The following is a 16,335-nucleotide window of genomic DNA, read 5'->3' on the forward strand; positions in this document are numbered from 1 at the left end:
CTTCTTTCCCTAGCGTGTATTACTACTAACACTAAGGCTCTAGAAAGGAGGTGTTCCAGCCGCACCTTCCGGTACGGCTACCTTGTTACGACTTAGCCCTAGTTACCAGTTTTACCCTAGGCAGCTCCTTGCGGTCACCGACTTCAGGCACCCCCAGCTTCCATGGCTTGACGGGCGGTGTGTACAAGGCCCGGGAACGTATTCACCGGATCATGGCTGATATCCGATTACTAGCGATTCCAGCTTCACGGAGTCGAGTTGCAGACTCCGATCCGAACTGTGACCGGTTTTATAGATTCGCTCCTGGTCGCCCAGTGGCTGCTCTCTGTACCGGCCATTGTAGCACGTGTGTAGCCCAAGGCGTAAGGGCCGTGATGATTTGACGTCATCCCCACCTTCCTCACAGTTTGCACTGGCAGTCTTGTTAGAGTTCCCGACTTGACTCGCTGGCAACTAACAACAGGGGTTGCGCTCGTTATAGGACTTAACCTGACACCTCACGGCACGAGCTGACGACAACCATGCAGCACCTTGTAAATTGTCTTGCGAAAAGTCTGTTTCCAAACCGGTCAATCTACATTTAAGCCTTGGTAAGGTTCCTCGCGTATCATCGAATTAAACCACATGCTCCACCGCTTGTGCGGGCCCCCGTCAATTCCTTTGAGTTTCATTCTTGCGAACGTACTCCCCAGGTGGGATACTTATCACTTTCGCTTAGCCACTGAAATTGCTCCCAACAGCTAGTATCCATCGTTTACGGCGTGGACTACCAGGGTATCTAATCCTGTTCGCTACCCACGCTTTCGTCCATCAGCGTCAATCCATTAGTAGTAACCTGCCTTCGCAATTGGTATTCCATGTAATCTCTAAGCATTTCACCGCTACACTACATATTCTAGTTACTTCCTAATAATTCAAGTTTAGCAGTATCAATGGCCGTTCCACCGTTGAGCGATGGGCTTTCACCACTGACTTACTAAACCGCCTACGGACCCTTTAAACCCAATGATTCCGGATAACGCTTGGATCCTCCGTATTACCGCGGCTGCTGGCACGGAGTTAGCCGATCCTTATTCTTACAGTACCGTCAAGCTCCCTCACGAGGGAGTGTTTCTTCCTGTACAAAAGCAGTTTACAATCCATAGGACCGTCATCCTGCACGCGGCATGGCTGGATCAGGCTTGCGCCCATTGTCCAATATTCCTCACTGCTGCCTCCCGTAGGAGTCTGGTCCGTGTCTCAGTACCAGTGTGGGGGATCTCCCTCTCAGGACCCCTACCCATCGTTGCCATGGTAAGCCGTTACCTTACCATCTAGCTAATGGGACGCATGCTCATCTTTCACCGTTGTGACTTTAATAGTGGTTTCATGCGAAACTGCTATACTATGAGGTATTAATCCAAATTTCTCTGGGCTATCCCTCTGTGAAAGGTAGATTGCATACGCGTTACGCACCCGTGCGCCGGTCTCTAGGTCCGAAAACCTATACCCCTCGACTTGCATGTGTTAAGCCTGCCGCTAGCGTTCATCCTGAGCCAGGATCAAACTCTTCATCGTATATTGTTTGTTCGCCGTGGCGAACTATTGTTATTCGACTCTGTTCTAGTGGTTTTTTCAAATCTTCCGATTCTATTACTCTTATTCTTTATGTTCTGTTCTTGCGAACAAAACGGCTGTCAATTCAATATGTCTAGGAACGTATTCTTACTATTTTTTCGCCTTTCGTTTGTTTCTCAAAGCGGGTGCAAAAGTAGTTATTCTTTTTTTAACTGGCAAGAAAAATGTGAAGTTTTTTTGAGATAATTTTTATCTCATTTCCTTCTACTTCTCTTATCAATCTCTCAAGGAACTTCCATTGTTTTGCGGGGTGCAAAGATAACTTTCGTTTTTAAATCTCACAAGCTTTTTTTAAAGTTTTTTTTAAAGAGTAAATCTCTATTTACTTTGTTTTTCTTGTCAATCATCTAAAGAACGTCTGCGCTATTGCGGGTGCAAAACTACAACCTTTATTCGCTTTTACAAGCTTTTTTTGAACCTTTTTTTATTCTTTTCTTAACTTTTAAACTAAAACCCTGATTAAACGACTCTTAAAACCTAAACTTTTTTTAAGTTATTTTGAATTTTGATAAATGTACAGTGAAATCATAACATTATTGAGCAGTTCATACCATTCTTTCTACAATTACTCCTGGTTTATCTAGTGTTGATATTAGTAAATCCTACTCTATTATATATAGGTAGTATCGTTTACTACTATAAAAAAAAGGTACTATTATATATAGGTACTATCGTTTACTGCTGTAACAATTATAAAATTATATACCATTATATATAGATACTATTACTACGGTAACAACATTAACATCATACACTAATATATGTAGCTACTACCTTTACTATGGTCACGATTATAACATCATACACCATTAGATATAAGTAGTTCTTATGCTTCTCTAACAAAAAAAACGCCTTCTTACTTGATTAACCGCGTTAGGGATAGCAGCGAAAAGCCCACAGTGACGACCTGCAAGGAAGGAACGAGGACTTGCTGCGTAAAGCCCGACCCTTTTGCAATTCCTGAAGCTACTGCGAAAGGGATTGCAAAAAGGGTAACGCCCTAATGAAATAACTACTTAGCAAAAAAACTACCCGTTTAAAGGGTTTGTATTAATTAATATCGTAATATTGCAATATAAATATATAGCCATGGGTATTACCAAGTCAGAACATTTTACAGACGAACAAAACGAATTAGCAACATTGGCGAAAGCCTTAGGGCATCCTGCGAGAATTGCTATTGTGCAACATCTCCTAAAAGTGAATAGCTGTATATGCGGTGACATTGTAAATGAACTCCCTCTGGCCCAACCTACCGTTTCGCAACATTTAAAAGAACTCAAAAATGCTGGTCTTATTAAAGGTAATATTGAAGGGAATGCGATTTGCTATTGTCTCAATGAAGAAGGGTTTAATCCAATAAAAAGTTTTTTTGATCAGATCAATACCTATTTAGAAAATAAGAAAAATCAATGTTGTTAATTTAATTATTAGAAAAATGAAATTATCAGAAGTAAAAAATGAGTTAAGCACGTTAGAAAATGTTGCTTTTGTATTACCAAACGGTACTTATGTTCCAGAACATTTTCATGTAACCGAAGTAGGTTTGATTACTAAGAAATTTATTGACTGCGGCGGGAAGCTTCGAAATGAAACCGTTGTTAATTTTCAATTATGGGACGCTAATGACTTTGAACACCGTTTAAAACCCAAAAAACTTTTGGATATCATCACCCTTTCAGAAAAGGTTCTCGGAATCCAGGATTTTGAAGTGGAAGTAGAATATCAAGCTGAAACTATAGGGAAATACGATATGGGTTTTAACGGAACTGCTTTTACATTAGTAAACAAATTAACGGCTTGTTTGGCTGAAGATCAATGTGGAATTCCTGAGTACAAACAAAAAGTAAAATTATCTGAGATTCAAAGTCAAACCACTAGCTGCTCTCCAGGAGGAGGTTGTTGCTAAATTTAAAAGTGTAAAATGGAACCCATTAAAACCATCCTATTTCCAGAACTAGAAAAAATAATACATACTTTTGATTTCGAAAACATTTTGACTGATCGAAAAAGTGTTTTGCAGCCACTTATTGATTATATTCAAACAAGAGTTAGTAATCACCAAGAAATTAGGCTGAACTTTATTTGTACTCATAATTCCAGAAGAAGCCATTTGTCACAGGTTTGGGCGCAAACTGCTGCAGCACATTTTAAGATACAAAATGTAGATTGCTATTCTGGTGGCACTGAAGCAACGGCTTTATTTCCGATGGTGACCAAGACATTAGAGAAATCTGGTTTTGAAGTTAAAAAAATTGCAGATGGAAACAACCCTATTTATGCTATAAAATATGGGGAAAATGAACATCCGATTATTGGTTTTTCTAAAACTTATGATGCCGACTTTAATCCAATAAGCGAATTTGCAGCCATTATGACTTGTTCCCAAGCAGATGGCGACTGCCCTTTTATTGCTGGTGCTGAAAAACGAATTCCGATTACGTATGAAGATCCTAAAGCATTTGATCAAACACCACAACAAGAAGAAAAATATGAGGAACGTAGTTTACAAATTGCAACTGAATTATTTTATGTTTTTTCAAGAATAAAATCGTAGTGTAACCTCTAGGAAAAGATTAATGTAATCTACTATTGAGTACTCACAGAAAACTTAGAAGTTTTATTTTCGAAATAATTAAATTTGTCAAATTATCTAAAATAACAATCAAAAACAAAGGCTTGACTTCAATATAATTTGAAATCAAGCCTTTTTATATCATGTAGAAAAACGATAAGCATCCCATTTAAAAAAGATACTTTAAAATTTATGTTTGTTGAACTATAGATTTACGCTCATTAAATTTGGAGTAATTGCTTCTAAAACTTCAAAAGCAGTTTCGGCCATTTTATTTCCTTTTGTATCCAATAAAGGGTTGACCTCAACAAATTCAACGCAAACCACTTTCTTCGTTTGGATGATTTGATTTATGATTGCGATTATTTCGTACTGATCAAAACCTTTAGCAACTGGTGTACCAGTACCATAAGAAATCATATCACAATCCATAGAATCAACGTCAAAGGAAATATACAAAACCTCGCAATGAGCTACTTTTGCTAAAGCTTCAGTAACGCAAGTTTGCAAACCTCGATACCTGACTTCGTCAACTTTATAATTCTTGATTTTTAATTTCTCGATTTGCTTGTCCTCCTCTTCCTCAGTATCACGAACCCCAAAATAGATTAGATTTTCAGGTAAAACTTTTGGCCCTTGATGACCAATGTTTTTCATTTCCTCCCAGTCCTGATGTGTTTCGGGAGTTACTTCGTTATTTTGACAACTCAAATTATCATCTCCGAGTGCCGCTGACAAAGGCATTCCGTGAATATTTCCAGAAGGTGATGTATAAGGAGAATGCAAATCAGCATGCGCATCAATCCAAAAAACCCCTATATTTTGCTCTGGATAAGCCGCTTTTATTCCGCTTAATGTTCCCAAAGCTGACGAGTGATCTCCTGACAAAACAATTGGAAAGTAATTCTCAACAATACTTTGTTTTACTACATTGTTTACTCTAATACACTGTTCTAAAACATGTTCAATACGCTTGGCACTAGAGCTACGGTCTTTATCATATATAGTTTCATTGTGCGTTTTAACATCTTCAAACATAAAGCGGTTGAAATAATCACTGTTTTGATTTATAGCAGCAATTTCTATGGCATCAATACCCAAATCAGACCCGCGCGTTCCGGCACCTATATCAGATCTGTTCTTTATTAATTTTATTGTTTTCCCCATGGTTCTGTGTGTTATCTAAAATCATTTAATGCTCGTTCGATAATCGCTAAGCATTCGTGAATTTGTGTTTCTGTAATCACTAATGGTGGTGCAAAACGAATTTTATTTCCATGTGTTGGCTTAGCCAATAAACCGTATTCACTAAACTTCATGCAAATATTCCAAGCAAGATCAGACTCCTCGTCACAATTTACAACAATAGCATTCAATAGTCCTTTTCCTCTCACTAAGGTAATGATAGGATTTCGTGCAGCAATTTCATTTAATCCATTTCTTAAAACTTCACCAAGATAAGCCGCATTTTGCGCTAAATTTTCATCTTTTACCACTTCAAGTGCAGCAATGGCAACCGCTGCAGCAATAGGATTTCCTCCAAAAGTAGACCCGTGCTGTCCTGGTTGAATCACGTTCATGATAGCATCATTTGCCAAAACTGCCGAAACTGGATAAACCCCACCTGAAATTGCTTTTCCTAAAATCAATATATCTGGTTTTACTTCTGGTGTATTTTCACAACCTTTTTTACAATCGCAATTACCACAAGTAGCTAGCAATCTTCCTGTACGTGCAATTCCTGTTTGTACTTCATCAGCAATAAACAATACATTGTGTGCTGCACATAAAGCTTTGGCTTTTGCCAAATACCCTTCACTAGGAACATAAACACCAGCCTCACCTTGAATAGGCTCCACAAGAAATCCAGCAATTGTTGTTGTTGATTTCAAGACAGCTTCTAACGCATCAACATCATCGTAAGGAATTTTGATGAATCCAGCGGTAAAAGGTCCGAAGCTTTTGCGTGCATTTTCATCATTAGAAAACGATACAATTGTAGTGGTACGACCATGAAAATTATTTTCGCAAACAATAATTTGTGCTTGATTTTCTGGAATTCCTTTTACTTCATAAGCCCATTTTCTGCACAGTTTTACAGCTGTTTCAACCGCCTCGGCACCAGTATTCATTGGTAATACTTTATCAAAACCAAAATACTTTGTTACATATTCTTCAAAAGGACCTAATTGATCGTTATGAAAAGCACGTGAAGTCAACGTTAGCGTTTGTGCTTGTTTGACCATTGCTCCTACAATTTTTGGATGACAATGACCTTGATTCACCGCTGAATAAGCAGATAAAAAATCATAATATTGTTTACCATCAACATCCCAAACATGAACGCCTTCGCCTCTTTCTAAAACTACTGGTAAAGGATGGTAATTGTGTGCTCCATATTGATTTTCTTTAGCAATTAAAGCTTCCGATTTTGATGAAAGGTTTTGTTCTGTATGTGCCATGATGTTAAGGATTTACATTTTAAGAGTACAAAACTAGCATTATTTTTTAATTTACCAACGAAATTAAATTTTTTGACTTTAAAAAAGCTGCTAATTGTAAATATTTATTTAATTTAGACCAAAAATAAGTCATTTTGAAGTACTAGAAATCAATTTTAAGCTTTTTTTGAAGTCAATAAAAAGAAGTACTTTTATACCAATACAACTGCATCAATTATAATTTTTAACAACATGGATATATTAGACGAGTTTGATATCAATATTATTAAAGAACTAGAAAAAGACGGACGTATGGCTTATTCTGCCATTGCTACTACTTTGAAAATATCAAATACAATGGTACATCAGCGCATTAATAGGCTGATTGATCACGGAATCATAACGGGGATAAAACCTATCATTAATGAAAAGAAAATTGGGTATGATTGGGGTTCCTTTACTGGTATTACCTTAAATAAGGACCAAGATTCAGATCGCATAATTGAAGAACTCAAAAAAATTCCTGAAATTACAGAGTGCTACTTTATTACTGGCTCTTTTACATTATACATTAAAATTATTGCAAAAGATCATGAGCACATGCGACGCGTACTCTATGAAAAAATCGATACAATACCTGGAATTGCCAAGACAGATTCTATAATTGAATTGGGTTGCGCATTCAAACGTAATGTAAGTCTTTAAAAATAAAAAAAATGAAGTATTTCAATATTTACAGTACAGTTACGCTATGCTTTTTAAGTTCTAGTATGCTTTTTGCTCAAAAAATGACTACGTCCGAACTAGCACGACTCCAAAAGCAATCGCAACAAGTAACTATCATTAGAGACAATTGGGGAATTGCGCACGTATATGGCAAGACTGATGCCGATGCCGTTTTTGGAATGTTGTATGCCCAATGCGAAGATGATTTTAAACGTGTAGAGATGAATTACATCGAAAAATTAGGACAACTTTCCGAAGTAAAAGGACAAGAATTTCTCTACAATGATCTAGAAATCAAATTACTCATAGACATTGATGAAGCAAAAGCTGACTATAAAAAAGCGGCGCCTTGGCTACAAAAATTACTGAACAGTTATGCAGACGGGATCAACTACTACCTATACAAACATCCTGAAGTACAACCGGCTTTATTAAATCATTTTGAGCCATGGTTTCCTTTACTTTGGACTGATGGAAGTATTGGAGCAATTAGCACGGCAGGGCTTACTACAAGTGAACTTAAATCTTTTTACGGCTCTGCAGGTGACAAAATCGCGTATGTAGAACGTGAAATTAATGTGCAAACTGGATCAAACGGTTTTGCTATTGCACCATCAAAAACAGTAGCTGGAAATGCCATTTTATACATTAATCCGCATACTACCTTTTACTTTAGACCCGAAATACAAATCAGTAGTGACGAAGGTTTGCAGGCCTATGGTGCGGTTACGTGGGGACAATTTTTTATTTACCAAGGGTTTAATGAAAATTGCGGCTGGATGCACACATCGTCAAATGTGGATGTAGCCGATTTGTATGCTGAAAACATCGTAACTAAAAATAAAAAACTATTTTATGAATATAACACCCAACTCCTACCAGTTGTCGAAAAAAAAATAACCATCAAGTACCTTGAAAACGGCAAATTAATTCCTAAAACATTTACCTCCTATTTCACAAATCACGGCCCAATCATGGCTAAAAGAGACGGAAAATGGATCAGCTTGAAATCATTCAATCGCTCTGTAAAAAGTTTAGAACAAAGTTGGATTCGAACTAAATCCAAAAGTTTTGTTGACTATAAAAAGGCAATGGATATAAAAGCCAACACTTCGAACAATACGGTTTATGCCGACAAAGAAGGAAATATAGCCTACTGGCATGGTAATTTTGTCCCAATAAGAGATCCTAAATTGAATTGGTCAAAAGTAGTAGATGGAACAACAGCCGCAACGCAATGGAAAGGACTGCACGAAGTTTCAGAAATTGTACACTCTTACAATCCTGAAAACGGATGGTTGCAAAACTGCAACTCTACACCTTTTACCGTTGCTGGAACAAACAGTCCTAATCCCGAAAATTACCCACCTTACATGGCTCCTGATGGTGAAAATTTTAGAGGACTCAATGCCGTACGATTGTTAGACAAAGGGAATAAGTATACTTTAGACCGTGTAATTGCAGATGGTTATGACACTAAATTAACCGTATTCGAATTTTTGATTCCAGCATTGATTTCCAGTTTTGAAAAGAACATCAAAACCAATACACCACTTTATGATGAACTCATTGCACCCATAACTGTTTTGAAAAATTGGGATTATTATGCTCATGAAAATTCAGTAGCAACAACACTTGCCGTAGAATGGGCTTATCAATTAGAACCAATAATTCAAAAAGTATATACTAACGAAGGCGAATTAGATCAGGTGCAAAACACTATTCAATTTTTGAAAAACGCACAACTAAATGATTTGCTACCGCCATTACAAAAAGTTCTTAGTGAATTAAAAACTAAATTTGGTTCTTGGGAAATCCATTGGGGACAGATCAACCGTTTTCAAAGAACCTCTGGCGCTATAGCATTAGACTATGACGATGCGCAAGAAAGTTTGCCTATTGGTTTTGGACCTGCAGTTTGGGGGAGCTTACCAGCATTCAAAAGTAGTTATCAAAAAGATACCCAAAAACGTTATGGTAGTAACGGCAATAGTTTTGTATGTGCGGTCGAATTTGGCACAAAAATCAAAGCAAAATCATTACTTGCAGGAGGAAATAGCGGCAATCCTAACTCAAAACATTTCTTTGATCAAGCCAAAAGATATCAAGAGGGACAATTCAAAGAGGTTTTGTTTTACAAAGAAGACGTATTGAAACATGCTGAAAAAACGTATCATCCTGGGGAATAAGCCCTAGATTAACTACTATAAGATTTTAAAATACAGATATAAGATAATAGGATATTAGATAAAGCAGACTAGCATAATTAAATCAGAAATTTGCTAACCTTAATAAATACTACTATGAAAAACATCTTTTTAGCCCTTATTGGCGTACTAATATCTTCCACTGGCGCTCAGGCTCAATTAAAGCCCATAGCGTATGCTGATGGTGCTCAAAAACTAAATGGCCTTGCGGTTGCACCTCAAAAAGCAACAAAAACAAAACCAGGAGTTTTAATCCTACCTGCTTGGAAAGGTATTGATACCCATGCCAAACAATCTGCTGAAAAATTATCAAAAATGGGCTATTATTCCTTTGTTGCTGATATTTACGGCGAAGGCAATTATCCTAAAAATACCGAAGAAGCAGGAAAACAAGCTGGTTTTTACAAAAACAATGTAGGCGATTATCAAAGACGCATTCAGTTAGCACTAGACCAATTAGTAAAAGCAGGCGCAAATCCTGATAATATTGTTGTTATAGGGTACTGTTTTGGAGGTACAGGCGTTCTTGAAGCTGCCAGAGCTGGAATGAAATTTCAAGGTGCTGTTTCGTTTCACGGTGGCTTAGGTCGCGATGCTGCTAGGACCAGTACTCCTATCAAAACAAGAGTCCTAGTACTACACGGTGCTGATGACCCTTATGTACCAGTCTCTGAAGTAGCTGCTTTTCAACAAGAAATGAGAACCGCAAAAGCAGATTGGGAAATGATCTACTACGCTGATTCGGTGCACGCCTTTTCAGATCCTGAAGCTGGCAATGACAATTCAAAAGGAGCTGCATACAATGAAAAAGCAGATAAGCGCTCTTGGGAGCGGATGAACGTTTTCTTAAAAGACGTTTTGAAATAATCTAAAGAATAATCTGTTTAAAAAACAGTATAAATTCCGTTTTTTTTACATTTATATCAGATGTAAAATATAAAAGTTGAATTTATACTGTTTTTTTATGCCTTAAATATTCTTTCAAAAAGAATCTACCACTAGTATGGCTTGTTAGAAAAAAAAATAAAATCCATAAACTCTCTAGACTTAAATAATAATTTAATTGCTTCACTAATTTATCAAAAAAGTATTTGTTATTTTACAGTAACTTCGTGCACGTCATTTTTATAATGACTTTATTGCTATGTATACTTTATAATTAACATTAAAATGAAAAAAATTGCTATTCTTGGTATCATTACCACTTTTACACTTAGTTGCTCCAGTCAGCAAAACATCACCACGCCCGTGGAGCCCACCACTTATTTAAAAACCATAACCGAAAAAGAGCTAAAAACTCATTTGTACATTGTAGCTTCAGATGAAATGGAAGGTAGAGAAACTGGATCGGTAGGTCAAAAAAAAGCAGGTAATTACCTTATTGATCAGTACAAAAAAGATAAAATTGGTTATCCAAAAGGAGCAACAGATTTTTATCAAAAAGTTCCAGCTGCTTTCTTGAACGCGCAATACAATGAAAACCTACCAGACTCTGAAAACATTTGGGCCTACATTGAAGGTTCAGAGAAACCAAATGAAGTATTGGTCATATCTGCACATTACGACCACGTAGGTACAAAAAACGGAGAAATTTACAATGGTGCCGATGATGATGGTTCTGGAACTGTAGCATTACTTGAAATTGCTCAAGCCTTTCAAAAAGCAAAAAAAGACGGCCACGGTCCTAAACGCTCTATTATGTTCTTACATGTTACTGGCGAAGAACACGGATTACATGGATCCAGATACTACTCCGAAAATCCACTTTTCCCTATTGCAAATACTATTGCCAACATCAATATCGACATGATTGGCCGCAGAGATAAGGACCACGCAGACAGCAATAATTATGTGTATGTTATAGGAGCAAACCGACTTTCGACAGATTTAGACAACATTTGCGCTGCCGCAAATACTAAATACACAAACCTAAATTTAGATTATAAATACAACGACCCTAAAGATCCTAATCATTTTTACGAGCGTTCTGATCATTATAATTTTGCAAAATTTGGAATTCCTTCCGTTTTCTTATTTAATGGAGTACACGCAGATTACCACCAACCTACAGATAGTCCTGACAAAATTGAATATGATGCACTTACTAAAAGAGCTCAATATGCATTTGCAATAGCATGGGAACTTGCAAATAGAGAAAACAGACCCGTAGTAGATAAAAAATAATAATCTCTAGGGCACAACCTTGCTTTCACTAGCGTTACAGCAAGGTCGGGCTATACGTTACAATCTCCCGAAAAAAAATCGGGAGGATTTTCACTACTATCCCTTGTGCAAAAAAAATACGCCTCAAAGTACTTTGAGGCGTATTTTTTTTGTTTAAAACCCAAAAAACAATCTAGCAGTACAAACCGTACTTCCTAAGCATTTATAAAACAGCTTGCTTTTCTTCCAAAGCAAGCTTAACTATTCAGAACTACTAAATGCGGTTTAATTCCTGTTTTAAGCCATTAAAAAAACAAACGACGCAACACATCAAGACATCAAAAAAATAGGCTTTATAATCTTTCCAAAACGCACCAAAGCTTGTTGAATTATAGATACAAAAAAAGCCTCGAATTTCTTCGAGGCTTTTGCTTTTTTGGGTGGATGACCGGGTTCGAACCGGCGACCCTCGGTACCACAAACCGATGCTCTAACCAGCTGAGCTACAACCACCATTTGCTTAGCGGTGGCAAAGATACAACTAAAGTTTACTTTTGCAAACGTTTTTTAAAACTTTTTTAAAAAAATTTACATCCTTTTTAGATCAAATCACCTAAACTATTGACAGCCAAATATCTTTCTACCGTAAAACCTTCAGCATGATCTACACCCGTGAGCCTTCCCAAATCTCTAGAACGGTAATTTAAGCTTTCTAGGAAGTTTTTACTTGATATTGGCGACTCCGGTTCTGTTGAATTAGGATCGTAAAATTGAGAACTATATGCCAAAATAGATGCAACTTTTAAATCTGTAAAACCTGTAATATCCACCACAAAATCTGGAACGCTATTTTTCCATTGAATGTAATGATATACAAGTTTTGGGCGCCAAGCCGTTTGTACTTCTCCATCTAGAGCAGTTTCAATTTTAACTAACCCAGATAAAAAACAAGCATCAGACACCAGCTTACTTCCTTTAGCATGATCAATATGACGGTCGTCTACAGCATTACATAACACTATTTCAGGTTTGTATTTCCGAATCATCTTAATTACCTCTAGTTGGTGTGTTTCGTCATTTACAAAAAAACCATCACGCATCCCCAAGTTTTCTCGTACAGTTACGCCTAGTATTTTTGCAGCAGCAGCAGCTTCTTGATCTCTAATACTTGCAGAGCCACGCGTACCTAACTCTCCACGAGTTAAGTCAACAATACCTACTTTTTTACCCAGTGAAATCTCTTTTAAAATAGTTCCTGCACATCCTAACTCTACATCATCTGGATGTGCACCAAAGGCTAATATGTCTAGCTTCATACTTTTTTATTATTATTAATTGATATGATAATATTTACAACACTTTTTTCATGGTCATGGATTTATTAACACTTTCCTCCCACTCTTTTTCAGGAATACTGTCTTTTGTTACACCGCAACCCATATACAAATGTACTTGTTTTAAACTCTGTTTAATTACCATATCCTGTTCATTAGCTTTAATTTGCATGCATCTCAGATTTACATATAAATCAGCGTTTTGTTGACCGCTATCCACATCACAATTCAACTCACCTAAAAAACCCGTATAAAATTCCCTATCGTAATTTTCGTTTTCAATAATAAATTTTTTGGCACTTTCCTTTGGTAAGCCACATACAGCTGGTGTAGGATGCAAGACTTGAATTATCTTTTTAAATGATGTTTCAGGTGTAATTCTACCTGAGATATCTGTCCTAATATGCCATAAAGAACCCGCTTGATAACTGTAGGGTTTAGACACTGAAACTGATTCCAACTCGTTCTGCAATTTTGAAACAATAAAATCAGTGACAAATTGCTGCTCCTCAATTTCTTTGTTTTGCCAATAAACAGCTGGAGTACCAACATCTTTTTGAGTTCCTGCCAGCGAAATGGTTTTAAAAACATCCGCTTTTACATTTAGCAGTAATTCTGGTGTAGCACCCAGCCAAGTGCCTATTTTTGGGTGATAAAAACAATAGACAAAAGCGGTAGGATAGCTATACACCAAGGATTCATAAATCTCAAATACACTTTTATTTTCTAGAGCTACAATTTCATTTCGAGACAATACTACTTTTTCAAACTCCTTATTATTAATAGCTTGAACCCCTTTACTAACCAAGCTTACAAATACTTCCTTATCTTTACTTTCAAAAAAAGGAAGGCTTTTTTCTTCCTTTTGAATAAATGATTCTTGGTACTTCCATTGGAATTTTTCAGCTTTTTCTTCAGGGATATAGTACGTATGTACTCCATCAAACGGAGAAATAACGAATCCTTTTTCTTTAAAATCATTAATAGAAAATAAAGTATCCTCTAGTTGTAAATAACCCGTAATTTCTTTTTGATTGGGTTTTCGGTACAAAACAAAGGGCAGCTTGTCAAGCAAATGATCTTGTACTTTCTGAATCATTTCCTTCATTACTTATCGGTAGTTTTACGTTTAGGGAGCACCATATTAGTTAATTTACAAAGTGAAATAAGAGCGTTATTTTCATCCGTAATTTTAATTTCCCACAAGTGAATGCTCTTTCCGCGGTGAATGATTCGGGCTGTTGCGGTAACAATTCCCTCTTTTTTAGCTTTAAGATGATTGGCTGATATTTCAATTCCGCGTACTTCGCTAACATCCGAATTAACATAGATCATAGATGCAGCACTCCCAACGCTTTCTGCTAATGCAACAGATGCACCTCCATGCAACAATCCCATAGGCTGATGAACAGTAGCATTAACTGGCATGGTAGCTACTAAGAAATCTTCACCAGCATCCACATACTCAATCTGCAATGTTTGCATTAAAGTGTTTTTAGAAACATGATTGCAGTAGTTTAAAATTTTATCTTTATCGAATGTCATAATTGTTGGTTTAAAAATGTAAAAATAAATAAAGTAACAATAGCAATGCGCAAATACAATTGTTAATATGTTTTACAAAATAGATTTTTGTTATTTTTACAAAAAAATTACCATGCGTTTTAAAATACTTATCCTACTTGGTGTACTAACAATTGCTTTCAGTTCTTGCCGATCTGATTTTGAAACAGTAGCGAGTACTGGTGATTTAAAATTTTCAAAAGATACCGTTTATCTGGATACTGTTTTTTCAAATATCAGCTCAAGCACCTATATGCTAAAGGTATACAACCGAAGTAAAAATGATATTTCAATCCCTACTATAAAACTTGGTAAAGGTTTGAATTCTAAATACCGAATGACAGTTGACGGTTTGCAAGGAAACAATGGGAAAATTTTTAGTAATGTTCCCATACTTGCGCGCGACAGCTTATTTATTTTTATAGAAACTACCGCAGCGAGTACTGATGTGAGTTCGGATACGTTTTTATATACTGATCAAATTGAATTTGACAGTGGAAGCAATCAACAAAACGTAGAACTAGTTACACTTGTTCAAGATGCTATTTTTTTATATCCCGAACGCTTTGCTGATGGAACAACCGAAACACTTCCTGTGGGTGACCAAAAAATAAATGGTTTTTACCTCAACGAAAATGATCCTGTACATGGCAACGAATTGGTTTTCACCAAAACAAAACCCTACGTGATTTATGGTTACGCGGCAGTGCCTCCAGAAAAGACAGCCATTTTTGAAGCTGGCGCTCGTGTTTATTTTCATGCAAATTCGGGAATTGTGGTGGCCAATAAAGGATCTATTCAAGTTAAAGGAAAACAATCCTTAACTCCAAAAATGGAAAACGAGGTTGTTTTTGAAGGCGACCGATTAGAACCCGCTTTCGAAGATGTACCTGGACAATGGGGAACTGTGTGGCTTAGCAGTGGCAGTACCAACAACAGCTTTGAAAACTTAACCATAAAAAATGCCAGCATAGGCTTGTTGATTCAAAATAATGACGGATCCACAGTTCATATTAAGAATACCCAAATTTACAACAGCAGCAACTACGGAATATTGGCGCAGACCGCAAAAATTGAAGGTCAAAACATTGTAATAAATGCAGCAGGACAAACAACCCTTGCTTGTACTTATGGAGGTAGTTACATTTTTACACATTGTACTTTTAACAACAATTGGAATAGTTCACAGCAACAAGCTTTGATTGTAAGCAATTTTATTACAGGCGCTGTTCCAGAGGCAAAAGACCTTGTTAAAGCTCAATTTAATAATTGTATTATTTACGGATCGTATGCAACTGAAATGACATTGAGTAAAAAAACAACAGCTGCATTTGAATACCAATTTAACAACTGCTTGATTAAGTTTGATAACCGCTCTGCTAATGTAAGCACGAATCCTTTGTATCAATTTGAGACTGATCTTTTACATTACAAAGCCATACTACTCAATAAAGACCCTAAATTTTTGAGCGTATCAAAAAACAAATTGAATATTGATGATACTTCGGCGGCTTTCGCCAAAGGAAATACTTCTTATCTTATAAATCAAGATATTATTGGTAATACGCGAACACTTCCGCCAGATTTAGGAGCATTTCAAAACAAAGTTTTCCCGAAATAAACACCTAAAAAAAATATTTCCTATATACCCAATAAACTATTACTTTAATAAACATTTCATAACCCGATATTTAGAAAATAAATAGTAG

13 protein-coding genes, 1 tRNA gene and 1 rRNA gene are annotated in these 16,335 nt (G+C 36.5%); 8 read left to right on the plus strand and 7 right to left on the minus strand.

Annotated elements, in window-relative coordinates:
- Positions 1-43 precede the first annotated feature (43 nt).
- Positions 44-1,557, minus strand: a 16S ribosomal RNA gene (locus tag LQ189_RS09020).
- A gap of 1,149 nt (positions 1,558-2,706) precedes the next feature.
- Between LQ189_RS09020 and LQ189_RS09025 the strand changes: the two genes are divergently transcribed.
- Genes LQ189_RS09025 through LQ189_RS09035 form a run of 3 tightly spaced genes read left to right on the plus strand, consistent with a single transcriptional unit; the run spans position 2,707 to position 4,174 of the window.
- Positions 2,707-3,039, plus strand: coding sequence for a helix-turn-helix transcriptional regulator (locus tag LQ189_RS09025; RefSeq protein WP_086455458.1), 333 nt, complete (start codon positions 2,707-2,709; stop codon positions 3,037-3,039).
- Positions 3,040-3,055: 16 nt separating this feature from the next.
- Positions 3,056-3,526, plus strand: a complete 471-nt coding sequence (locus LQ189_RS09030) for a DUF6428 family protein (protein ID WP_230155974.1) — start codon at positions 3,056-3,058, stop codon at positions 3,524-3,526.
- Between the two features lie 15 nt (positions 3,527-3,541).
- The gene (locus LQ189_RS09035) at positions 3,542-4,174 is read left to right on the plus strand and encodes a low molecular weight phosphatase family protein (protein WP_230155976.1); all 633 of its coding nucleotides are present in this window, start codon (positions 3,542-3,544) and stop codon (positions 4,172-4,174) included.
- 222 nt (positions 4,175-4,396) lie between these two features.
- On the opposite strand, the gene LQ189_RS09040 is transcribed toward LQ189_RS09035, so the two are convergent.
- Positions 4,397-5,359 (minus strand): arginase, encoded by a 963-nt coding sequence (locus tag LQ189_RS09040; RefSeq protein ID WP_230155979.1) that lies wholly within the window; start codon positions 5,357-5,359, stop codon positions 4,397-4,399.
- An 11-nt stretch (positions 5,360-5,370) separates the two neighbouring features.
- On the minus strand, positions 5,371-6,654 hold the full coding sequence (gene rocD, locus LQ189_RS09045) for an ornithine--oxo-acid transaminase (protein WP_230155986.1): 1,284 nt from the start codon (positions 6,652-6,654) through the stop codon (positions 5,371-5,373).
- Positions 6,655-6,885: 231 nt separating this feature from the next.
- On the opposite strand from rocD, the gene LQ189_RS09050 reads away from it, so the two are divergent.
- The 4 genes from LQ189_RS09050 (at position 6,886) to LQ189_RS09065 (ending at position 11,750) form a co-directional block, all read left to right on the plus strand.
- Positions 6,886-7,338 (plus strand): Lrp/AsnC family transcriptional regulator, encoded by a 453-nt coding sequence (locus tag LQ189_RS09050; RefSeq protein WP_086453832.1) that lies wholly within the window; start codon positions 6,886-6,888, stop codon positions 7,336-7,338.
- A gap of 11 nt (positions 7,339-7,349) precedes the next feature.
- A complete protein-coding gene (locus LQ189_RS09055; RefSeq protein ID WP_230155989.1) occupies positions 7,350-9,548 on the plus strand; it encodes a penicillin acylase family protein in 2,199 nt (732 codons plus the stop codon).
- Between the two features lie 114 nt (positions 9,549-9,662).
- Positions 9,663-10,433 carry a dienelactone hydrolase family protein gene (locus LQ189_RS09060; protein ID WP_230155991.1) on the plus strand — a complete coding sequence of 257 codons (771 nt, stop codon included), beginning with the start codon at positions 9,663-9,665 and terminating at the stop codon, positions 10,431-10,433.
- Between the two features lie 303 nt (positions 10,434-10,736).
- Positions 10,737-11,750, plus strand: a complete 1,014-nt coding sequence (locus LQ189_RS09065; protein ID WP_230155992.1) for a M28 family metallopeptidase — start codon at positions 10,737-10,739, stop codon at positions 11,748-11,750.
- A 418-nt stretch (positions 11,751-12,168) separates the two neighbouring features.
- On the opposite strand, the gene LQ189_RS09070 is transcribed toward LQ189_RS09065, so the two are convergent.
- From LQ189_RS09070 to LQ189_RS09085, 4 genes are all read right to left on the minus strand, one after another.
- Positions 12,169-12,242: transfer RNA gene (locus LQ189_RS09070), tRNA-His, on the minus strand.
- A gap of 86 nt (positions 12,243-12,328) precedes the next feature.
- Complete coding sequence (gene bshB1, locus LQ189_RS09075; RefSeq protein WP_230155994.1) at positions 12,329-13,045, minus strand: bacillithiol biosynthesis deacetylase BshB1; 717 nt, start codon at positions 13,043-13,045, stop codon at positions 12,329-12,331.
- A gap of 34 nt (positions 13,046-13,079) precedes the next feature.
- Positions 13,080-14,162, minus strand: a complete 1,083-nt coding sequence (locus tag LQ189_RS09080) for a chorismate-binding protein (RefSeq protein ID WP_230155996.1) — start codon at positions 14,160-14,162, stop codon at positions 13,080-13,082.
- Between the two features lie 8 nt (positions 14,163-14,170).
- Positions 14,171-14,608, minus strand: coding sequence for a PaaI family thioesterase (locus tag LQ189_RS09085; protein WP_230155998.1), 438 nt, complete (start codon positions 14,606-14,608; stop codon positions 14,171-14,173).
- Between the two features lie 112 nt (positions 14,609-14,720).
- On the opposite strand from LQ189_RS09085, the gene LQ189_RS09090 reads away from it, so the two are divergent.
- Positions 14,721-16,247 (plus strand): hypothetical protein, encoded by a 1,527-nt coding sequence (locus LQ189_RS09090; RefSeq protein WP_230156000.1) that lies wholly within the window; start codon positions 14,721-14,723, stop codon positions 16,245-16,247.
- Positions 16,248-16,335: the final 88 nt, after the last annotated feature.

It is taken from the genome of Flavobacterium sp. CECT 9288 (assembly GCF_918731615.1).
Lineage (GTDB): Bacteria > Bacteroidota > Bacteroidia > Flavobacteriales > Flavobacteriaceae > Flavobacterium.